At 40.1% G+C, this 21,534-nt stretch carries 19 protein-coding genes and 1 riboswitch; of the genes, 6 read left to right on the forward strand and 13 right to left on the reverse strand.

What is annotated here, in order from left to right; all coding sequences use genetic code 11:
* Positions 1-74 precede the first annotated feature (74 nt).
* The 7 genes from AB6N04_RS10830 to rhlE form a co-directional block, all read right to left on the reverse strand.
* A complete protein-coding gene (locus AB6N04_RS10830; RefSeq protein ID WP_369308313.1) occupies positions 75-1,073 on the reverse strand; it encodes an ABC transporter permease in 999 nt (332 codons plus the stop codon).
* Between the two features lie 59 nt (positions 1,074-1,132).
* Positions 1,133-2,647: a sugar ABC transporter ATP-binding protein gene (locus tag AB6N04_RS10835; protein WP_369312069.1), complete on the reverse strand. Its 1,515-nt coding sequence runs from the start codon at positions 2,645-2,647 to the stop codon at positions 1,133-1,135.
* 79 nt (positions 2,648-2,726) lie between these two features.
* Positions 2,727-3,686, reverse strand: coding sequence for a substrate-binding domain-containing protein (locus AB6N04_RS10840; RefSeq protein ID WP_369312071.1), 960 nt, complete (start codon positions 3,684-3,686; stop codon positions 2,727-2,729).
* A gap of 94 nt (positions 3,687-3,780) precedes the next feature.
* On the reverse strand, positions 3,781-4,713 hold the full coding sequence (locus AB6N04_RS10845; RefSeq protein WP_369308314.1) for a ribokinase: 933 nt from the start codon (positions 4,711-4,713) through the stop codon (positions 3,781-3,783).
* A 15-nt stretch (positions 4,714-4,728) separates the two neighbouring features.
* The gene (gene alsE, locus AB6N04_RS10850; RefSeq protein ID WP_369308315.1) at positions 4,729-5,409 is read right to left on the reverse strand and encodes a D-allulose 6-phosphate 3-epimerase; all 681 of its coding nucleotides are present in this window, start codon (positions 5,407-5,409) and stop codon (positions 4,729-4,731) included.
* Positions 5,410-5,480: 71 nt separating this feature from the next.
* Entirely contained in the window at positions 5,481-6,290 is an 810-nt protein-coding gene (locus AB6N04_RS10855; protein ID WP_369308316.1) for a DeoR/GlpR family DNA-binding transcription regulator, read from the reverse strand.
* 525 nt (positions 6,291-6,815) lie between these two features.
* Positions 6,816-8,153, reverse strand: coding sequence for an ATP-dependent RNA helicase RhlE (gene rhlE, locus AB6N04_RS10860; protein ID WP_369308317.1), 1,338 nt, complete (start codon positions 8,151-8,153; stop codon positions 6,816-6,818).
* A gap of 281 nt (positions 8,154-8,434) precedes the next feature.
* Here rhlE and cecR point away from each other — a divergent pair, with 281 nt between their 5' ends.
* From cecR to AB6N04_RS10885, 5 genes are read left to right on the forward strand one after another with little or no spacing between them, the layout of a single operon-like run.
* A complete protein-coding gene (gene cecR, locus AB6N04_RS10865; RefSeq protein ID WP_369308318.1) occupies positions 8,435-9,133 on the forward strand; it encodes a transcriptional regulator CecR in 699 nt (232 codons plus the stop codon).
* Positions 9,134-9,187: 54 nt separating this feature from the next.
* Complete coding sequence (gene hlyD, locus AB6N04_RS10870) at positions 9,188-10,183, forward strand: secretion protein HlyD (RefSeq protein WP_369308320.1); 996 nt, start codon at positions 9,188-9,190, stop codon at positions 10,181-10,183.
* Positions 10,184-10,192: 9 nt separating this feature from the next.
* Complete coding sequence (locus AB6N04_RS10875) at positions 10,193-11,932, forward strand: ATP-binding cassette domain-containing protein (RefSeq protein WP_369308322.1); 1,740 nt, start codon at positions 10,193-10,195, stop codon at positions 11,930-11,932.
* Positions 11,929-13,068: an ABC transporter permease gene (locus AB6N04_RS10880; protein WP_369308323.1), complete on the forward strand. Its 1,140-nt coding sequence runs from the start codon at positions 11,929-11,931 to the stop codon at positions 13,066-13,068. Before AB6N04_RS10875 ends, AB6N04_RS10880 begins: the two co-directional genes overlap by 4 nt.
* A gap of 8 nt (positions 13,069-13,076) precedes the next feature.
* On the forward strand, positions 13,077-14,183 hold the full coding sequence (locus AB6N04_RS10885) for an ABC transporter permease (protein WP_369308324.1): 1,107 nt from the start codon (positions 13,077-13,079) through the stop codon (positions 14,181-14,183).
* A 176-nt stretch (positions 14,184-14,359) separates the two neighbouring features.
* On the opposite strand, the gene AB6N04_RS10890 is transcribed toward AB6N04_RS10885, so the two are convergent.
* From AB6N04_RS10890 to moaA, 5 genes are all read right to left on the reverse strand, one after another.
* Positions 14,360-15,067, reverse strand: coding sequence for a Bax inhibitor-1/YccA family protein (locus tag AB6N04_RS10890; RefSeq protein WP_369308325.1), 708 nt, complete (start codon positions 15,065-15,067; stop codon positions 14,360-14,362).
* A 134-nt stretch (positions 15,068-15,201) separates the two neighbouring features.
* Complete coding sequence (gene moaE, locus AB6N04_RS10895) at positions 15,202-15,654, reverse strand: molybdopterin synthase catalytic subunit MoaE (protein ID WP_369308326.1); 453 nt, start codon at positions 15,652-15,654, stop codon at positions 15,202-15,204.
* Between the two features lie 2 nt (positions 15,655-15,656).
* Complete coding sequence (gene moaD, locus AB6N04_RS10900; RefSeq protein ID WP_369308327.1) at positions 15,657-15,902, reverse strand: molybdopterin synthase sulfur carrier subunit; 246 nt, start codon at positions 15,900-15,902, stop codon at positions 15,657-15,659.
* A complete protein-coding gene (moaC, locus tag AB6N04_RS10905; RefSeq protein WP_369308328.1) occupies positions 15,902-16,378 on the reverse strand; it encodes a cyclic pyranopterin monophosphate synthase MoaC in 477 nt (158 codons plus the stop codon). Before moaC ends, moaD begins: the two co-directional genes overlap by 1 nt.
* A gap of 27 nt (positions 16,379-16,405) precedes the next feature.
* Entirely contained in the window at positions 16,406-17,386 is a 981-nt protein-coding gene (moaA, locus tag AB6N04_RS10910) for a GTP 3',8-cyclase MoaA (RefSeq protein WP_369308329.1), read from the reverse strand.
* A riboswitch (molybdenum cofactor riboswitch) is annotated at positions 17,376-17,516 on the reverse strand. It overlaps the preceding gene by 11 nt.
* A 663-nt stretch (positions 17,517-18,179) precedes the next feature.
* Between moaA and yvcK the strand changes: the two genes are divergently transcribed.
* Positions 18,180-19,088, forward strand: coding sequence for a uridine diphosphate-N-acetylglucosamine-binding protein YvcK (yvcK, locus tag AB6N04_RS10915; protein ID WP_369308330.1), 909 nt, complete (start codon positions 18,180-18,182; stop codon positions 19,086-19,088).
* A gap of 282 nt (positions 19,089-19,370) precedes the next feature.
* Here yvcK and uvrB read toward each other — a convergent pair whose 3' ends face one another.
* Complete coding sequence (gene uvrB, locus AB6N04_RS10920) at positions 19,371-21,389, reverse strand: excinuclease ABC subunit UvrB (protein ID WP_369308332.1); 2,019 nt, start codon at positions 21,387-21,389, stop codon at positions 19,371-19,373.
* Between the last annotated feature and the right edge of the window lie 145 nt (positions 21,390-21,534).

Raw genomic sequence — 21,534 nt, forward strand, 5'->3', positions numbered from 1 at the left:
CATAATGGATGATTTTTTATTCGTCGTTTTCATAGGCAATGAACTTAATTTACTTAACTCACTGCCATTGGTTCTTACAATTTCACTTTTGATTTAATACTTTCTAGCATCACTGCAATAATAATAATGATACCTTTAACAACCTGTTGGTTATAACCAGAGATGTTCATCAGGTTCATTAAATTAGAAATAATACTTAAAATTAAAACACCAATAATAGTATTAATAACAGTGCCTCTGCCACCTGCTAAACTTGCACCACCAACAACTACAGCAGCAATGACATCTAATTCAAAACCAACCGCTAATACAGGAGAACCTACGCCTGTTCTTGTTGTTGCTAAAATACCTGCAACGCCACACGCCAATCCACTTAATGCATAAACAGCTAATTTATAATAATTCACTCGGATACCAGCAAAACGTGTAGCCGTTTCATTTGAGCCAATTGAGACGACTAAGCGACCAAATACCGTGTGTTTATATAAAAATTGAGCCAATAAAATAAAAAGACCAAACACATAAACAGGCAAAGGGATCCCAAATAAATAACCTGTTCCAAATTCAATTAATGCAGGATCATCAATAAATACAGGTTGCCCTTTTGATATTATCAGCCCTAAGCCCCGTGCAATGGTCATCATTGCTAGTGTTGCAATAAACGGTGCAATATTAAACCATGTCACTAATACACCCGCAAAAGCACCAATTATGGTGGCCATAATGACACCAACGGCTAAAGCTGGCCACAAACCAATATCAGGGATCATTAATGCAACAACTACAGAAACTAACGCCATAATTGCGCCAACTGATAAATCAATCCCGCCTGTTAATATGACAAACAACATGCCTAATGTTGCTAATCCAAGAGGAACGCTTTGCCTTAATACGTTAGTAATATTATCTGCGCTATAAAAACGATCTGATAAAAAACCAGCAATAACTAGCATGATAATGAAAACGAGTAATGTTGAATTTTCACCAATCAATCTTGCTATTTTTCTTAATATAGAAGGTTGATCATTGGTTTTATTTTCTACACTCAGAGTTGAATTTTCTAGTGTTTCCATGGTGTATCCTTTTTATTTTTATCTGTTACCTAAATTACAGAGTGACATTTAAAAATGAATTAATTGACCATTGCTGATGTTTGTTCATGCTTAACGATAGCGTGACGCATAATATTTTCTTCTGATAGTTCATGTTGTTGTAACTCTGCGGTAATGCGACCTTCACTCATGACATAAACACGGTGAGAGAGCGAAATGACTTCAATCATTTCCGAAGAAATAACAAGTACTGAAAAACCTTTCTGCGCTAATTCATGAATTAAATGATAAATTTCAACTTTTGCACCAACATCAACACCTCGGGTGGGTTCGTCTAAAATTAATACATCACAATTTGTATTTAACCACTTAGCAATAACGACTTTTTGTTGGTTTCCACCACTTAAACTGGAAATAGGATCATCCATATTGTTAAATTTAATTTTTAGCTTTTCTTTAAAAACGTTAGCTAACATGCGTTCTTTACTAATCCGAATGATGCCTTTTAATCGACAAATAGAACTTAATTTTGTCAAACTAATATTTTCACGAATAGGTCGAGATAAAATAGCGCCTTGCATCTTTCTATCTTCTGGAACTAATCCAATACCTTTATTCATCGCATCACTTGGGTGATGGATGGTAATTTCTTTATGATTTTTAATAATTTTACCGGAAGCGATTTTATCGATTCCAAATAAGCATCTTGCGATTTCTGTACGTCCAGAACCAACAAGCCCTGCCAAACCTACTATTTCACCCTTTTTAATATGAAAATGAATATTTTTAAGTAAACTTTTGGTTGATAAATTTTCTACCTGTAAAGCGATCTCATTATTTGGTATATTCTTAGTTGGGTATAAATTTTCAAAGCTTCGCCCGACCATACCAGTGATAATATCATCCTCAGTACAGGTTTTTGGGTTTAATTCCTTTGTTGTTTCGCCATCTTTAATTACAGTAATCGCATCCCCAATTCTAAATATTTCTTCTAATCGATGTGAAATATATAAAATAGTGACACCCTGTGCCTTTAAAAATTTCAACTGACTAAATAAAATATTAATTTCACGTTCAGACAATACAGCCGATGGCTCATCTAAGATTAATATGTTGACATCACGAGCCAATGATTTGGCTATTTCAACCATTTGTTGATACGCAACACTAAGTGTTTTTGCCTTAACTGTTGGATCAATATCAAAACCTAAATTTTTTAAGACATGACTGGCACGCTTATTTAATAACTTCCGATTTATCGTCGCTTTTCCAAACCCAAGGTCACCTAAAAAAATATTTTCAGCAACAGTTAGCTCAGGTGAAATAGCAAGTTCTTGGTAAATAATACCAATTTTATGTTGCCTACTTTGCTTTGGTGTTGTGAAATTAACTTCCTCACCATTAATAAAAACTTGCCCACCATCCTTTGTATATATGCCAGATAGGATTTTCATTAATGTTGATTTACCAGCCCCATTTTCACCTACAATTGCATGTATATCACCTCGCTTAACTTTAAGGTTAATATTTTTTAAGGCATGAACTCCACCAAAACTTTTTTTCACACCCTTTGTTACAATTGCATATTCTTCCATCATAAATACCTTTTACTTTATTAACTATGATAGATTTTTCAAGGTGCGGTTATTCATTTACCGCACCTCAGACACTTAATTAATACAGTGCTTTTTCATCATAATATTTCTTAACGTTATCTTTATTAATAACAATTGGAGTGATGTAAGAATAATCAGGGAATTCTGTCTGCCCTGCTTTATGCTTAGCGATTACATCAATAACGGCAGATGTTAATGTGTCTGGGTTATTCGATGATGTTGCTTGTAATTCACCACGTGAAATAGCTTCTAATGCTTTTTTGTAACCATCATTTGAGAAAATTTTCACATTATCTAATTTGTTTGCAGCTTTCAAAGATAAAACTGCTCCTAACACCATTTCATCAGATTCGGTATAAACACAGTTAATCTTATCACCTTGTGCTACCAGTAAGTCTTCCATCGCTTTGAGGCCGCCTTGTTGATCCCAGTTACCCCAACCTTGGCTTAATACAGTTAAATTTGTTTGATTATATTTTCTAAGTTGTGCTTCCATCACACCACGAACAAAGTTTGCACGACGAGCTTCACCAACCAAATTACCTTGGTTACCACTAATAAAAACGCAATTCATAGGATTTTTACCAAATAAATCTACCGCATATTCCCCCATTAATACGTTATTCTTTCCATTGTCTGCTTGGACACGAGTCACAACAGGTGCACTTAATGGAATATCACTGTCTAAAATAATAGTTGGAATACCTTTACTTTTGGCCATATTAGTAATGCGAATGCCAGCTTCTGGATCTTGTGGATTTAAAACTAAATAATTAATTCCTTGAGATAACATATCTTCTACATCAGAAATTTGTTTATTTAAATCTCCACGAGCATCTGTCGTGATAATTTCATAGCCTTTTTCTTTAGCATGTTTTTGCATGTATTGATCAAGGCCATTAAAAAATGCGCCATTTAATGTTCTATTCGCAAAACCAATTTTTATTTTATCTTCAGCGCTAGCAAAACCTGTTGAAAATGCAGATACAACAATAGTACAAAGCAATAATTTATTAATAGCTTTCATTATATTTACCTTTATATGTAGGGAGGGTACTTTCTATTAATTTGATAACTATATGACGACTAGTTTTTACTAATGTTATTAATATTTAAATAGGCTGAACGAATAACCTTTGTTCTACTTCAGATAAATCAGGTAATGTGCCTGCACCTAATTTTTCAACGCTCACCGCAGCATATGCAGATGCAAAACGAGTCGCTAAGCGAATTGAGTCCCCCATTGCCAGTCTTGCTGCTAATGCTCCGTTAAACGCGTCTCCAGCACCTGTTGTATCAATCGGTTGTGAAGGAAAACAGGGTATAACCATTTTTCCCTCATCGTCAGATAATAATGCCCCTAACGATCCCATAGTGATAATGACGTTTCTACATCCTTTCTTATGAATTAAATCAGCAGCTTGGCTCGCGCTTTCATAATCTTCTACTTTACATCCTGTAATTAACCAAGCCTCAGTTGAGTTAGGTGTAATTAAATCAACTTGTTGCAACATTTCATTTGTCACTGGTTGCCAAGGCGCGGGGTTTAAAATAACAAAGGCATTATTGGCCTTGCCAATGGCAATCACACGTTCAATAGCTTGCAAATTATTTTCTAGTTGTACTAATACAACATCAGCACAAGAAATTGTTGGCTCGCATTGAGTAATTTCATCGTCTGTCACCGTCATATTTGCACCAGGATCAACGGCGATCATATTTTCAGCATCGCCATCACATTCCGCAACATAGACAAGTGAGTTTCCTGTCGAAATTTCATTTGTTACCAATAAGGTAACCGCGTTAAAACCAACTGATTTAAGGTGCCTACGCGCATACTGTCCGAAAGCATCCTCACCAATTTTGCCAATATAATGGACATTTGCACCGGATTTTAAAGCCGCTGTTGCTTGGTTTGCGCCCTTACCTCCTGCACTCGTCATACTGCTATTTGCAACTAGTGATTCCCCAGGAAATGGGAAACGAGAAACTCTGGCAACCATGTCAAAGTTAAACGAGCCAAATACACATACTTTTCCTACCATAATAAGTCCTTAAAACTAAGCATAATTCAGTGATGTGAGGATATCTTCTTGCATCATTTGCCACGTTTCAGACAGCGGAATACCTTTTTTAAATAACCCACTACTTCCCATAATTAAAACTTGTCCACCTGCTTTCAATAATGCTTTATACGTATTTTTATTACAGGAGCCATCAACTTCAATTAAAAATGAATAGTTCCCTTCTATTTTACGTTGATTTAAAGCGTGAATTTTCTCTACCATCTCAGGAATAAATGTTTGCCCTGCATACCCCGGATCAACAGTCATCACCGTAACTTTATCAATTAAATGAATATAAGGATTTAATACTTCAATACTTGTTGCTGGGTTCAAAACAATTCCGACTTTTTTGCCTTTACTACGGATATGATTAATAACTCTAAATGCATATGAACTTATAATTTCAGCATGTAAAGAAATACTATCAGCTCCAACAGAAATTAAATCATCAATAAAATCCATTGGATGTTCTACCATTAAATGAACATCAATAGGAAGTTGTGTATAGGGTTTGATTTGGCGAATGAAATCAACAGATAATGCAAGGTTCTTAACATAATGCCCATCCATTATATCTATATGCAACATATCTGCATTATCATTTAAAAATGACAATTGCTCAGATACTTTCATCATATCGATACACATTAAAGACGGTGAAATTAAGTATTTCATCTTTTCATCCTAATAAATATTTAATTTAATACAATACTGTCTTTGATATAAATAAATAAAAATTTTATTATTTAATTAATTGTAATAATTTTAACGTTATGCCACGTCATTTCTTTTTGAAATAATGGATCATCAAACTTCTCAGTAATTAATATATCGATATCACCAAATCCACAAACCCGAGCTGTACCAATTTTTCCAAACTTACTTTGATCTACTAATAAAACAATTCGACGAGATATTAAAAACATTTGCCTAAGGAGTGCAGCTTGCACTTCACTGCCAGTGTAAATACCGCGGTCTCTATCAATTCCTTGGCAAGAAAAAAATAATGTATCCACATTTTGTTCATTAATCTGTTTGATTGTTGCTTCACCAAAAAAAGCTTCTTCCGCCACAGAAAATTCGCCACCTAGACCAACTACACGCGTCGATGTTCGCGGCATCAACGTTTGTATAATCGCAACGGATGGCGTTACAACCGTCAACTCGAACTCAGGAAGTTGTCTAGCTAAAAACCAACTACTGCTGCTACCATCTAATAAAATTATTTGTTGTGGCTGAATAAAATCTAATGCGGCTTTAGCTATGCGAGTTTTATTTTCTATATTTAGCGCCGTTCGAACTCGAAATGCACCTTGTTTGACTGATGGCGGCATGTCTTGCGGCGCATAATAGGGTGTCAATGTTGTTTTTAGCTTATTTGATAATAGCGCTCCACCATGGCTACGATTAACCATCCCTTGATGTTCAAGGTCAGTTAAATCACGCCGCACTGTTTCTTTAGAAACCTGTAAACGCTCTGCTAAATCATTAACTCGCATTGCTCCGTGTTCTTGAAGAAGGGCAACAATTGAATTATGTCGTTCGAGTTGTAGCATATTTGCCCCCTTACATTATGGTGATGAGTATAACGGTATCAATTTGGGATTACTGAGCCGTTTTTCTCAGAATGCTGGAATTATGGTTAAAAGCCATTTTATGTGATTTTTCTCTCAGAAAACGTAAATATTCCATTACTTTATTATGTTGTATCCCTTAGTCATACCCATATCGGTCAAATACGGTCAAATACAAAGAAAAACACAAAAGCCCGTATTAGCCCGCATTAACCCGTTTATGCCCGTTTTTATTATTTACTGACGAAAATAATTTGTTTTATTAAAATTTGAAAGTGATTTTGTGAAAATATTGTTATCTTTCACTGAGCATCTCAATTTGATGATCATAAAGATAGTATCACATCGAAATTAATGTAAGCTGGAAGGATTGACTTCAATCTAACGATTGATTTAAGCGGGTGTTTAAATCAGAAAAATTCAGTTTTCAGGGAATAGCGCCAAGCCCTAGTCCCTGAAAGTGTAATGCAGCTTGCTTTACTGTTGCTACATCATTATTTGTTACTACTAGCCGTCATTACGCCCTTGCTTTGCTTTCTTTTGGGCATTTTTCCAAGGCGAAGCAGGTGCAGTGCTTCTGTTAGAAGCCGCTTTCCCAGTCGTTGGATTGCCACGACGCGGTGACTTATTATTGTTATGACTCCTATCACCTGAGCGACGTTCATTACGCTGTGGTGTTTTTTGAATAGGTTCCGCTTTAATGGATGGGTCCGGCTCATACCCGTCGATTGCCATCAATGGAATTGGTTTTTTCAGCAGTTTTTCAATATCTTTTAGCAACTTAGCTTCATCAATACAGACTAGTGAAACTGCCATACCTGTCGCATCAGCACGACCTGTACGACCAATGCGATGCACATAATCTTCAGCAACATTAGGCAACTCAAAGTTCACTACGTAAGGCAGTTGCTCAATATCAAGACCGCGAGCAGCAATATCCGTTGCTACGAGAACACGAATATCTCCTGATTTAAAATCGGCTAAAGCCCGTGTTCGCGCCCCTTGGCTCTTATTTCCATGGATGGCAGCCGCTTTAACACCATCTTTATTTAAGTGCTCAGCTAAGCGGTTTGCACCGTGCTTCGTCCTTGTAAAAACAAGAACTTGTTGCCAATTATCACGACCAATCATATATGACAGCAGCTCAGCTTTACGCTTTTTATCGACTAAATGAACATATTGAGTTATTTGTTCAGATGCTGAGTTTCGAGGTGCAACTTCAATAGTGACAGGGTTATTCAATAACTTATTCGCTAACTGTTTAATGTCATCAGAAAACGTTGCTGAAAACAGTAAATTTTGACGTTTTTTAGGTAATTTATTGATAACACGACGGATATCGTGGATAAACCCCATGTCCAACATGCGATCAGCTTCATCCAGTACAAACATTTCAACCTGTGAAAGGTCAACTGCATTTTGATGCTCTAAATCCAATAAACGCCCCGGTGTCGCAATCAAAATATCCACCCCACCACGCAGTTTCATCATCTGTGGGTTAATACTGACACCCCCAAAAACAACAAATGAACGAATACGCAAGTGACGGCTATATTCTTTTACATTTTCAGCAACTTGAGCCGCAAGCTCCCTTGTCGGTGTCAAAATTAATGCACGAACTGGTCGACGATTATGACCACGAGGGTTAGATACCAGCTTTTGTAAAATCGGCAGTGTAAAACCTGCTGTTTTACCCGTTCCGGTCTGCGCACTGGCAAGAAGGTCGTTTCCTGCAAGCACAGCAGGGATAGCTTGTTGTTGAATAGGCGTTGGAGTTTCGTAGCCTAACTCATTAATGGCAAGCAAAATTTCCTCGTTTAACGCGAGGTCTGAAAAAGTTGTCAAATTAAATTACTCCGGGCTTCACCGCTTCAAATTGATTGTGGCAGTTCTAGGGGAAGTGAGTCAGAAGAAAAAAGCGCAAACTGCCGTGCGACATTGCAAAATTCTAACATTATTTGATGGTGATAAATATATTAATTTAGTTTGGGTAATAAATTAATATAAAATTCCTCCCATATAGTATATATACTTATACAACACTATGAGCTGTCGTTTGTTACCCCTTTTTAACATAAAGAGCCGTTTAGAGCTTATAAAGTATGATTTAATTCTGAGTTAAAGGAATGTTTATGAATATAAATTCGTCACCAACCTTGCGGGGAGAAAACGCAAAGTTACAATTACTACTTACAGCTGCGGATGTCTATGGTGAACAAGGGATTGACGGAGCTACTACCCGTAAAATTGCGCAGGCATCTGGACAAAATATTGCCGCGATTTCCTACTATTTTGGCTCCAAAGAAGGGCTTTATTTAGCCGTTGCTAAAATGATTGCTAAAAATATTAAGGACCGTTTTCACGATGTGTTTAATGCTATTGATTGTTTTTTAAATCAACCTGTTAATGAAAAAAAACCCCAAGAAGCGCTTGATTTACTACAAAAAACCGTCATCACCTATAATTATTTTCAACTCGAAAAGAAAAATTTAAGTTTTTCTCGTATATTAGCGCGCGAACAACTCAACCCCACTGAAGCTTATACCATCATCCATGAACAAGCTTTAGGCCCTATCCACTCACGCCTAAATCGTTTAATCGCAATTTATATTGGGGCTGATCCCAATCATCTCACGACACTTATTCATACTCATGCAATTTTAGGTGAAACTCTATCATTCCGTATCGCTCGAGAAACCTTGTTACGCCAAACAGGGTGGAAACATATCAACGAAAATGAATTTAAAATTATTAATCAAGTCCTTATTGAACATACAAATATATTATTAACGGGGTTACGACATCGCAAACAGATTGAAAAGTGATATGATTAACTCATTAATGTGAAATAATCTTTTGGCGATTAACTAAGGTAAACGATGAACAATAAAAGCCGTTCTATTTTTGTTTTCATTATTGTTATATTAATCGGCACAGCAGTTGGCGGTTATTATTACTATCAATCTCAACAAAATAACACATTAACACTGTATGGTAATGTTGATGTGCGAACGGTTAATTTGAGTTTCAGAGTGCCCGGCAAGCTCGTGTCCTTAGCTGTTGATGAGGGCACGCGCATTGCAACTGGAGATAAACTCGGGCAATTGGATGATGCCCCATACATTAATGCATTAAATAAAGCCAAGGGGGTACGGGAAAGTGCCAAAGCGCAATTAGCACTCAAAGAAAGTGGTTACCGCACTCAAGAAATTGCGCAAGTTGAAGCTGAAGTTGCTCAAAAACAAGCCGCATGGCAATATGCGGACAATTTCTATAAACGCCAACAAGGCTTAGCCGCTTCTCGCGTCATATCAGCCAATGATCTCGATAATGCTAAAAATAACCGTAATCAAGCTCTTGCGGCACTTCAAGCAGCTCAAGATAAGCTGAATCAATACCAAAGTGGTTTTCGCCAAGAAGAGATAGCCGCAGCGCGAGGTGAGTGGTTGCAAGCTGAGGCTGCCGTTGCCCAAGCCGAACTCGATTTGCAAGACACCGTGCTCATTGCCCCTTCTGATGGCACTATTTTGACCCGCGCTATTGAGCCAGGGACGAATGTGGGGGCAGGAAACAGTATTTTTAGTGTTACCCTCACTCACCCAGTTTGGGTTCGCGCCTATGTGAGTGAACCCTATTTGGGTAATGCTGTTCCTGGCGCAAAAGTTACCCTCTATACCGATAGCCGCCCTAACCAGCCTTACCATGGTACAATTGGTTTCGTTTCCCCAACAGCAGAATTCACCCCTAAAAGCGTGCAGACACCTGATTTACGTACTGATTTAGTCTACCGGCTACGTATTGTTGTCGATGATGCAGATGATGCTTTGCGCCAAGGAATGCCTGTCACCATTCACTTTACTGATAACAAACAGTAAGAGATAGCCATGAGTGACGATTATAGCATTCATCTTCAGGGGGTAGAAAAAAGCTTTAGGGGCTTAGATTCTCCCGCAGTTGAAAGCCTGACGATGGAGATCCGCGGTGGCTCTGTCACTGGGTTAGTCGGTCCTGACGGCGCTGGAAAAACAACCTTAATGCGTATGCTCGCTGGACTACTCAAACCTGATGCAGGGCATATTCGTGTGATGGGGTTAGATCCTATTCAAGACAGTATTGCGGTACGTGCAAACCTTGGCTATATGCCACAAAAGTTTGGTTTGTATGAGGATTTAACTGTTCAAGAAAATTTGGATTTATACGCCGATTTACGCAGTGTTATTGGACAAGAACGCGAAAAAACCTATCAGCAATTGCTTTCATTCACTAACCTTGCCCCTTTTACCGAACGTCTTGCGGGTAAGCTTTCTGGTGGTATGAAACAAAAGCTCGGTTTAGCCTGTACCCTACTAGGTAAACCCAAGGTGTTGTTATTAGATGAGCCGGGCGTTGGCGTCGACCCGATCGCAAGGCGCGAACTCTGGCAAATGGTTCACACCCTTGCAGATGATGGGATGCTGATTTTGTGGAGTACCTCGTATCTTGATGAAGCCCAGCAATGTAAAGAGGTCCTCCTCCTCAATAAAGGCCAACTGCTCTATTCAGGAAAACCCGAATTATTAACACAAAAAATGGCAGGACGTTCATATTTACTTGAAGTTCCCGCAGCACAAAAACGTACAGTACTACAAAATGCATTAGTACTCCCTGAAACAACAGATGGTGTTATTCAAGGGCGCTATGTTCGCTTAATTTTAAAGCCCGATGCTTCGCAAAAAAGCCTGTTAAACGCACTCAATATGCAAGAAAATAGGCTAATTGCCGCACAACCACGGTTTGAAGATGCATTCATTGACCTGCTTGGTGGCGGGCCTTCCCACCGTTCAGAGTTAGCAGCCATTGTGCCTCAAATTCCGCCAAACCCGCAAGAAACCGTGATTGAAGCCCGTAACCTCACCAAAAAATTTGGCGATTTTGCTGCGACGGATAACGTTAATTTCCAAGTAAAACGTGGAGAAATTTTTGGGCTATTAGGGCCAAATGGTGCAGGGAAATCAACAACATTTAAAATGATGTGTGCCTTGATGAAACCGACCAATGGGCAAGCGTTAGTACTGGATATGGATTTAAAAACTAGCTCCAATAAAGCAAGGCAGCATCTTGGTTATATGGCGCAAAAGTTTTCCCTTTATGGAAATTTAAAAGTGGGGCAAAACTTGAAATTTTTCTCGGGGGTTTATGGATTACACCATAAAAAGCAAGCCAGCAAAATTCAAGAAATGGTTGATGCCTTTAACTTTAAACCCATTATTAATCAAATCACCGAATCTCTCCCTTTAGGCTACAAACAGCGCCTTGCCCTTGCTTGTTCTTTAATGCACGAACCCGATATACTGTTTTTGGATGAACCTACATCAGGTGTCGACCCATTAACTCGCCGAGAGTTTTGGTTACATATTAATGGCATGGTAGATAAAGGGGTAACAGTGATGGTCACCACCCATTTTATGGATGAGGCGGAATATTGCGACCGGATTGGCCTTGTTTATCATGGTAAAATTATTGCTGCTGGCACACCTGATGAGCTAAAACAACAAGTTGCTACCCATGATAACCCAGATCCCTCTATGGAAGATGCGTTTATCGAGCTCATTATGGCCTACGATAAGCAACAGGAGGCAAAATGAGCGATATCGCCTCTCATTTTTCATGGCGTCGGCTAAAAGCCTTATGCTGGAAAGAAACCAAACAAATTGTTCGAGACCCGAGCAGCGGCTTAATTGCAGTGCTGATCCCGTTGATGCTGCTCTTTATCTTTGGTTATGGCATTAATTTAGATTCCAGCAAATTGCGTCTTGGAATTTTAATGGAACAGCAGAGTCAACCAGCTCGGGAGTTAGTGGATACTTTTACAGGTTCCCCTTTTGTAGACGCGACCATCAGTGATAATCGCAACGCGTTAATTGATAAAATGCAAGCTGGTGAAATTCGTGGGATCGTCGTGATCCCCGTTAATTTTTCTGCTCAGTTGCTGCAACCCGAAGGGCATGCTGCTATACAAATTATTACCGATGGTAGTGAACCAAACACCGCTAACTTTGTTCAAGCCTACACTAAAGGCGTCTGGCAAATATGGCAGCTACAACAAAGTGAAAACCATGCAGATGCCATCTCCCCCGTCATTGAGCTCAATCTGCGTTACTGGTTTAATGAAGCCGCAATTAGTCAGCATTTTATTATTCCGGGGGCTATTAGTATTATTATTACCGTCGTTGGCGCGATTTTAACGTCATTAGTGATTGCGCGAGAATGGGAGCGTGGCACGATGGAAGCATTGCTTTCGACCCAAGTTACGCGTACTGAATTATTACTCTCAAAATTATTGCCCTATCAAGTTCTCGGCACCTTTGTTATGGTGCTTTGTATGGTCGTCACCACTTTTGTACTGGGTGTACCATACCGAGGATCACTGCTGGTACTATTTGTTATCACAAGCCTTTACCTTGCTACCGCCCTTGGAATGGGGCTATTAATCTCAACCATCACACGTAACCAATTTAATGCGGCGATGGTGGCGTTAAATGCGGCATTTCTACCCGCCATTATGTTATCTGGATTTATCTTTGAAATTGATAGCATGCCAGCAATCATTCAGTGGGTAACTTATTTTATCCCTGCCCGTTATTTTGTCAGCAGCTTACAAACATTATTCCTTGCAGGGGATATTTACTGGGTGTTGTTGATTGATTTTTTATTATTGATTGCTTCTGCGATCTTGTTTATTGGTTTGACGGCACTGAAAACTCGCCGTCGCCTTGATTGAGGTGAACTATGTTTTATCGCTTATACACCTTAATTATGAAAGAGTTACAATCATTACTACAAGAACCACAAACGCGTATTATTTTGATTTTACCTGTCATATTCCAAATGATTTTGTTCCCGCTTGCTGCCACATTAGAAGTGACAAACACCACTATTGCTATTTTTGACCAAGATGGTGGTAAACATTCTATTGAACTCACTCAGCGGCTAGCCAAAGCAAGTGCATTTTCCCAAGTGTTGCTGGTCAAAAGTGAGCATGAGGTTCGAGAAACACTCGATAACCGTAAGGCGCTATTAGTGGTACGTTTTGGCCAAAACTTTAGCGCTGATATTGGATCACACACCACTGGGAATATGTTGCTGTTACTTGATGGACGCAATTCTAATAGTTCCCAAATTGCCGCTAATTATGTTGAGCAAATTGTGATGCAATACCAACAAGAACTGACGCAAAACCAAATCAAGCCTAATAACAGTGAGTTGGTTGTCCGTAATTGGTATAACCCAAACTTAGATTATAAATGGTTTATTGTGCCATCTTTAGTCGCGCTTATCACAACCATTGGCGTGTTGATTGTTACATCCCTTTCTATTGCGCGAGAGCGAGAGCAAGGAACACTTGATCAACTGCTTGTTTCCCCATTAACAACATGGCAGATTTTTATTGGTAAAGCAGTGCCTGCGTTAATTGTGGCAACCGTCCAAGCAAGTCTTGTGCTGGTTATCGGGATTTTTTGTTATCAAATTCCGTTTGCCGGTTCATTGCTCCTGTTCTATGCCACCATGCTATTTTATGGTCTGTCTCTGGTAGGCTTTGGTCTGTTAATTTCAGCACTTTGCTCAACACAGCAGCAAGCTTTCATTGGGGTGTTTGTCTTTATGATGCCAGCGGTGCTGCTATCTGGATACATATCCCCAGTAGAAAATATGCCAGTTTGGCTACAAGAGATCACTTGGGTTAATCCAATTCGCCATTTCACTGAAATTACCAAACAGATTTACCTTAAGGGAGCCGATTTTTCTGTTATTTTTCAGAGCTTATGGCCATTACTGATTATTACGTTGGTCACCAGTTCTACGGCGTATTATCTGTTTAGAAAGAAAATTGCCTAATGCTATTACGGTATAAACAGTCATCATAGAATGCATAGCCACATTGAAGCTTTACACCTAAACAATAAACAAATTATATTTTTTGGTACGATTATCATGAAAAAACCCTTGCTACCGAAGTAACAAGGGTTTTGCAATGTGTTAAAACACGCTGTTATTAAATACGTGACTCGCGATTAGCGACGATCGCCGAAGATACGCAGTAACATCAAGAACAGGTTGATGAAGTCTAAGTAGAGAGACAGTGCACCCATGATGGAGTATTTACGCATTGTTTCTCTGTCATCTTCATTGATTTGTGAACCCATTTCTTTCAGCTTTTGAGTGTCATAAGCGGTCAATGCTGCGAACAGTAACACGCCACCATAAGTGATCACCCAATACATCATCGTGCTTTTCAGCCAGATGTTAACTAACGATGCCACAACAATACCAATCAGTGCCATAAACAGGAAGTTACCCATCCCTGTTAAGCTACGTTTAGTGGTGTAGCCGTAAACACTTAATGCACCAAACATAACCGCAGTGATCACAAAAGTACTCGCGACAGATTCGCCAGTATACGCGGCAAGGATAACAGAAATCGTTAAACCGGTTAGCAATGAATAGAGCATAAACATGCCCGTTGCCATCATTCCGCTAATTCTTTGTAGTAAGAATGAAATCCCCATGACTAAACCCAGTTCAGCAATGATCATTCCAAAAAATAAAATTTTATTACTTGCAATGGTGTACCACAAATCACTGCTGACAGAATACCAAGCCACAAATGCGGTTAACAACAGACCGACTGTCATCCAACCGTAAACTTGTGACATAAATGCCTGAACGCCTGTTTCGGCCCTCTGGACAAGAGAATCATTACGCTGATCAAACTGACCCATGATGGTTACCCTTTCGCTAAAATAAAAATCGACACAGTAAAAATACTGCTATCGGAGAAAATTAACCAAAGTCTAACACATTATTATGACTTTACCATTCGGCAAATTCGTATTTTTCGGAGGAAAAAGTGCGATTACCAGCGGTTTGCTGACGCTTCGTCACTCTCTTTCGCTTCAACCCAGCGCTCGTTATCTGGCAATGTCTCTTTTTTCCAAAATGGCGCTTTGGTTTTTAAGTAATCCATAATAAATTCAGCAGCTTGAAATGCAGCATTACGATGCGCACTCGTGACTCCAACAAACACGATTTCTTCACCAGGCTGTAATGTGCCAATTCGATGAATAACGCTCACACGCTGTAAAGACCAACGCTCTCTCGCTTCTACTACGATATTTTCTAGTGCTTTTTCCGTCATTCCTGGGTAGTGTTCAAGGGTTAAGGCTGCCACACTATCCCCTAAATTATGGTTACGTACTTTCCCTGTAAATGTCACGACAGCGCCATCGCTATCACATTGGGCAAGCCACTGATATTGTTCACCGACACTAAAATTATGTGTCTGTACAGCGATATGCGTATTTCCCATTATTAACCCCCTGTCACTGGTGGGAAAAAGGCCACTTCGTCCCCATCCACCAGCGGGTGATCAAGAGAAACAAATGATTGATTAACTGCCGCCAGCAATTTGCCATTCTCTAAAGCCAGCGCCCAACGGTCACCTTTTTGCGATAATGCGTGACGCAAAGACTCAACATTCTGATATTTTTCAGTTAGTTCAATCCGTTCTGTACCGACTAATTCACGAACTTGTGCAAAAAACAATACTGTGATCATTATTCCACCTTAAAATGTCCAGATTTACCGCCTGTTTTTTCGAGTAGACGAACAGGGCCAATGACCATATCTTTTTGTACCGCCTTACACATATCATAAATGGTCAATGCCGCTACCGAAGCTGCGGTTAACGCTTCCATCTCTACTCCCGTTTTGCCTGTTAGGCGGCAGCATGTTTCAATACGAACACGATGATAAGCTGGTTCAGCTTCAAGAACGACTTCCACTTTAGTTAGCAGTAGCGGATGGCATAATGGAATTAACTGCCATGTGCTTTTAGCGGCTTGAATGCCTGCAATACGTGCCGTCGCAAACACATCCCCTTTATGATGGCGACCGTCAACGATCATGGCTAATGTTTCGGGGTTCATGGTGACATAAGCTTCTGCGCGAGCTTCACGGACAGTCTCAGCTTTTGCTGAAACATCAACCATATGCGCCTCGCCCGACGCATTGAGGTGAGTCAGTTGGGACATATTTTCTCCTGAAAATCGTAAAAAGAATTAACCGCCAATAACGGATAAATTAGGGGTAATGCCACTATCGCCCATATGCAGAAAATGTGTTTCGCGTTTATGGTGCAAGCCTCGTTGTATCCGCGCTTTTAGGGCTTCATTTTGGTCGTCTGCCCCTAACAAATCACGTAAAGGAATGCCATTTTCACCAAACAGACACAAATGAAGGTTGCCTAAAGAAGAGACACGGAGACGATTACAACTTTGGCAAAAGTCTTTTTCATACGGCATGATAAGACCAATTTCACCTTGGTAATCTGGATGACTAAACACTTGTGCAGGGCCATCATTACGTGAGCGAGGCAGGCGATACCACCCCTCTTCAATTAAACGCTCACGAATGGTTTCACCAGAAACATGGAAACGTTGGAAAACGTCACTCCCATCGCCTGTTTCCATTAATTCAATAAAACGCAATTGGATTGGGCGATGCTTAATCCAATTTAAGAATGACTTTAGTCCAATGTCATTGACATTTTTCATCAACACGGCGTTGACTTTGACTTTGTCAAATCCAGCTTCAAATGCAGCATCTATCCCTTTCATCACTTGGAAAAATTTATCTTGCCCGGTGATTGCAGCAAACTGACGTGGATCTAAACTGTCAACGCTAACATTAATTGCACTCAAGCCCGCATCTTTCCAAGTTTGGACGTCTCTTGCCATGCGATAGCCGTTGGTAGTGACGGCAATTTTTTTAATCGCGGCATTTTCATGGATAGCCGCAATAATTTCACTGAAATCTTTACGCATGGTAGGCTCACCACCGGTGATCCGCACTTTTTCTGTACCCAATTCAGCAAATGCAGTACTAATACGACGAATTTCATCCAATGTTAGAAATTCGTGACGACCACTTGGTTGATAACCATTAGGTAGGCAGTATGTGCAACGGAAGTTGCAAACATCTGTTATAGAAAGCCGAAGATAGTAAAATTTCCGGTCAAATTGATCGACGAGTTGCTGCATAATCACACCTTTCCAAATACGGGAGATGCAGACATTTCTATCTTGCACCCTGGTGACTCGATGGCCACGGCCAGTGCATCATATTTGCGAAAACAAACTTAGACGCAAAGGCTAGGAGTTTTATTTGGAACAAAGCTGCTAATTTAACAACAAAAACAAGCCACTCTGTTCACTTAATTTGTGTAAGGATTCTAGCGTATAGAATATAAAAAAGCGAACCCGAATTCGATATATAATATAATATACAACGACTTACAGAACACTAAGCTTAATCTCGGAAGCTCTTATTATCATAGACAATTTTCCCAAAAATAGCTTAATTACAGATTCAATTTCACTTAAATTAATTAACATCTCTAATTATTTAATTAAGCATTTATTGATGTAGATCTAAAATAGGCCGCAAGCTCCCCATCTCATTGTTTCCGTTATAAATAACATTACTAAACGTGAGTGTAACTCGTTCTACACCTACGCTAAATAATGCATCGTAGTCAGCCGGAAAAGGACGGTATTTTGGGGGACACGCAAGTGTGTGTCCGAGTTCAAAATGAAAATCCTCAGCTATTTCACTACTGGTCAGTTAGGGTAAATCTGGAATATTGCCTTTTATTGTTTTTTATCACGGTAACTCAACTAAGAATGATGTTTTATGATAAATTAGCGTCCAATTTATTTTTAGATTTCTTTTTTGATAAGTTCGGCAATATGAACACGGCAAATTCTTAGGTAAAAAACTTCGAAAAGCGACTGTTTTATTTGCCGAAAATTAACTGATTGATATAGGAACACTATGGCGAATAGTAGTCTGGCGAGTCTCAGACATGTCGTGGCTTTAGGTGGCGGACATGGACTGGGTCGCGTGATGTCTTCCCTTTCCTCTTTAGGATCTCGTCTCACTGGAATTGTGACCACCACGGATAATGGGGGTTCTACAGGTCGAATTCGTCGTTCTGAAGGCGGAATTGCTTGGGGCGATATGCGCAACTGTTTGAATCAGTTAATTACTGAACCGTCTATTGCATCTGCAATGTTTGAATACCGCTTTGGTGGTAATGGTGAGCTGTCTGGTCATAACCTAGGTAATCTGATGCTAAAATCATTAGATCACCTGAGTGTTAGACCACTTGAAGCTATTAATTTAATTCGCAATATGCTTAAAGTCGATGCTCAACTGATCCCCATGTCAGAATCCCCTGTTGATTTAATGGCGATCGATGAGATGGGTAACGAGGTTTATGGCGAGGTAAATGTTGATGCTCTGCGCGAAATACCTAAGGAATTACGCTTATACCCTTCGGTTAAAGCTACACGAGAAGCATTAGACGCGATCCACCAAGCAGACTTAATTATTATTGGCCCAGGCAGTTTTTTCACCAGTTTAATGCCATTATTGCTACTTGATGAACTCGCCACCGCCTTGCGTGAATGCAAAGCGCCAATGATTTATATTGGCAATTTAGGAAAGGAAGTGGGTTCTTCTGCCGCGAATTTAACCTTACCGGAAAAATTGCAGATGATGGAAAAATATATTGGCTGCAAAAAAATTGATGCCTTAATCCTCGGTCCTCGTACACAAACCAGTGATATCAGTCGCGATCGTAAGATTATCCAGCGTGTCCTCGAAGCTGATGATATCCCCTACCGTCACGATAGAAAGTTACTTCTACAGGCCATCGAAGAAACCATCCCTCTATTGTAAAAATTCTAATTTACTCCACCTTTGGTCCCAGAGGTGGAGTCGTGTTCAATTCCGTTTTGCCACCTTACTCGCTGTTTTTAAGTATTATTATCTTTTGATTCCATTCATTTTTTTTATTCTATCCATCTTTTTATCCTACCCATCTTTTAATTCCATTTATCTTCAAAATAATTCGCGTTGTGGGTAGGCGGCAAGCGAAAGCATCTCGGGGAGCATACACAAGTATGTGACCCGAGTGATTGAGCGCAGCCAACACCCCCACAGCGTGAAGTATGAAGAAGATTAGGAGTTAGCGATAAACTGCGACCGCAACTCTTGCAACTCATCACGCACTCGAGCGGCCGCTTCAAACTCCAAGTCTTGCGCATGCTTATACATTTGCGCTTCAAGTTGTGAAATACGACGTTCCAGCTCTTTCGTTGACATTCCTTGTATATCAACTGATATTTCATTTTTGGCGCTTTCTTTTGAACGTCCTTTGCCTTTTCCGCCAACTTTATGGCCTATTTGCAGGATATCGCCAATTTTCTTGTTCAACCCTTGCGGTACAATGCCGTGCTCTTCGTTGAACGCCATTTGTTTGGCGCGACGGCGTTCAGTTTCTGCTATCGCATTTTCCATCGAATTGGTTATTCGGTCACCGTACAAGATAGCTTTTCCGTTTAAGTTACGCGCGGCACGACCTATTGTCTGGATCAAGGAGCGTTCTGAACGCAGGAAGCCTTCTTTATCCGCATCTAAGATGGCCACTAAAGACACTTCTGGCATATCAAGCCCCTCTCTTAATAAGTTGATCCCAACGAGGACATCAAACTCACCAAGTCGCAGGTCACGAATAATTTCTACCCGCTCAACAGTATCGATATCGGAATGTAGATAGCGCACACGTTCCCCATGCTCTTCCAAATATTCGGTCAAATCCTCTGCCATCCGTTTAGTTAATGTGGTGACTAGTACACGCTCATTTTTCTGCACACGGATACGAATTTCAGATAATAAATCATCCACTTGAGTACTAACTGGACGAACTTCAATAATTGGGTCCAATAAGCCTGTCGGCCTAACCACTTGTTCAATCACCTCATGACCCGATTTTTCTAACTCGTACTTGCCGGGTGTTGCAGAGACATAGATAGTTTGCGGAGCCAACGCTTCAAATTCTTCAAAGCGCATTGGCCGGTTATCCAATGCTGAAGGTAAACGAAACCCGTATTCCACCAGGGTCTCTTTACGAGAACGGTCGCCTTTATACATTGCACCAATTTGTGGGATAGTCACGTGGGACTCATCCACAACCAGCAGGCCATCCGCAGGTAAATAGTCGAATAATGTCGGAGGGGGTTCTCCCGGTGCGCGCCCCGAGAGATAACGTGAATAGTTTTCAATCCCTGAGCAGTAACCCAACTCATTCATCATTTCCAGATCAAATTGAGTGCGTTGAGTAATACGCTGTTCTTCCAACAGCTTATTATTTTCCAACAGCACTTTGCGCCTATCTGCCAGTTCCTCTTTTATCTTCTCCATGGCTTCCAAAATACGTTCTCTTGGTGTGACGTAATGGGTTTTTGGGTAAACCGTAAAGCGAGGTATTCGGTGTTGGATTTGACCTGTGAGAGGATCAAAAAGAGAAAGGCGCTCAACTTCCTCGTCGAATAGCTCCACTCTTAATGCGTATTCATCCGATTCAGCAGGGAAAATATCAATCACCTCCCCGCGGACACGGAATGTTCCGCGGGTAAATGCTTGGTCATTGCGGCTATATTGTAGGTCAGCTAAGCGCCTTAAAATAGAGCGCTGGTCAATGATCATGCCATCGGTGAGGTGCAACATCATTTTTAAGTAGCTGTCTGGGTCACCTAAACCGTATATAGCCGAGACAGAAGCCACGACAATGACGTCTCGGCGTTCAAGTAAGGCCTTAGTTGCCGATAAACGCATTTGCTCAATATGCTCGTTTACAGAGGCATCTTTCTCAATAAATGTATCTGAGCTTGGTACGTAAGCTTCAGGTTGATAATAATCATAATAAGATACGAAGTATTCCACTGCGTTATCTGGGAAAAAAGCTTTCATTTCGCTGTAAAGCTGCGCCGCCAAGGTCTTGTTATGCGCGATTAACATGGTCGGGCGGTTTTCTTTCGCGATAACATTGGCAATAGTGAAGGTTTTCCCTGACCCCGTAACCCCGAGTAACGTTTGATGAGCCAAACCGTCTTGCAACCCTTCGCATAGTTTACGAATGGCTTCTGGTTGGTCCCCCCCGGGTTGAAAATCAGAATACAGCTTAAAATCCTTACTCATATTACCGCCTTATCATTTATCTCTTTTGCTATAATACTGGATAAAAAAACAGCTTCAAGTCCTGAGTTTACTATTTTGCTATTCGAGGTTCCAATTAGTTTATAAAAATGTTATCCCCAAAAAATTACTTGACCTTTAGAAAACT

The sequence above is a fragment of the Providencia rettgeri genome, from assembly GCF_041075285.1.
Lineage (GTDB): Bacteria > Pseudomonadota > Gammaproteobacteria > Enterobacterales > Enterobacteriaceae > Providencia > Providencia rettgeri_G.

Bases quoted from the DNA above. Each gene is read 5' to 3' on its own strand.
- AB6N04_RS10830 (WP_369308313.1), bottom strand. From the start codon at position 1,073: ATGGAAACACTAGAAAATTCAACTCTGAGTGTAGAAAATAAAACCAAT.
- AB6N04_RS10835 (WP_369312069.1), bottom strand. From the start codon at position 2,647: ATGGAAGAATATGCAATTGTAACAAAGGGTGTGAAAAAAAGTTTTGGT.
- AB6N04_RS10845 (WP_369308314.1), bottom strand. From the start codon at position 4,713: ATGGTAGGAAAAGTATGTGTATTTGGCTCGTTTAACTTTGACATGGTT.
- alsE (WP_369308315.1), bottom strand. From the start codon at position 5,409: ATGAAATACTTAATTTCACCGTCTTTAATGTGTATCGATATGATGAAA.
- AB6N04_RS10855 (WP_369308316.1), bottom strand. From the start codon at position 6,290: ATGCTACAACTCGAACGACATAATTCAATTGTTGCCCTTCTTCAAGAA.
- cecR (WP_369308318.1), top strand. From the start codon at position 8,435: ATGTTTATGAATATAAATTCGTCACCAACCTTGCGGGGAGAAAACGCA.
- hlyD (WP_369308320.1), top strand. From the start codon at position 9,188: ATGAACAATAAAAGCCGTTCTATTTTTGTTTTCATTATTGTTATATTA.
- AB6N04_RS10875 (WP_369308322.1), top strand. From the start codon at position 10,193: ATGAGTGACGATTATAGCATTCATCTTCAGGGGGTAGAAAAAAGCTTT.
- AB6N04_RS10880 (WP_369308323.1), top strand. From the start codon at position 11,929: ATGAGCGATATCGCCTCTCATTTTTCATGGCGTCGGCTAAAAGCCTTA.
- AB6N04_RS10885 (WP_369308324.1), top strand. From the start codon at position 13,077: ATGTTTTATCGCTTATACACCTTAATTATGAAAGAGTTACAATCATTA.
- AB6N04_RS10890 (WP_369308325.1), bottom strand. From the start codon at position 15,067: ATGGGTCAGTTTGATCAGCGTAATGATTCTCTTGTCCAGAGGGCCGAA.
- moaE (WP_369308326.1), bottom strand. From the start codon at position 15,654: ATGGGAAATACGCATATCGCTGTACAGACACATAATTTTAGTGTCGGT.
- moaD (WP_369308327.1), bottom strand. From the start codon at position 15,902: ATGATCACAGTATTGTTTTTTGCACAAGTTCGTGAATTAGTCGGTACA.
- moaC (WP_369308328.1), bottom strand. From the start codon at position 16,378: ATGTCCCAACTGACTCACCTCAATGCGTCGGGCGAGGCGCATATGGTT.
- moaA (WP_369308329.1), bottom strand. From the start codon at position 17,386: ATGCAGCAACTCGTCGATCAATTTGACCGGAAATTTTACTATCTTCGG.
- yvcK (WP_369308330.1), top strand. From the start codon at position 18,180: ATGGCGAATAGTAGTCTGGCGAGTCTCAGACATGTCGTGGCTTTAGGT.
- uvrB (WP_369308332.1), bottom strand. From the start codon at position 21,389: ATGAGTAAGGATTTTAAGCTGTATTCTGATTTTCAACCCGGGGGGGAC.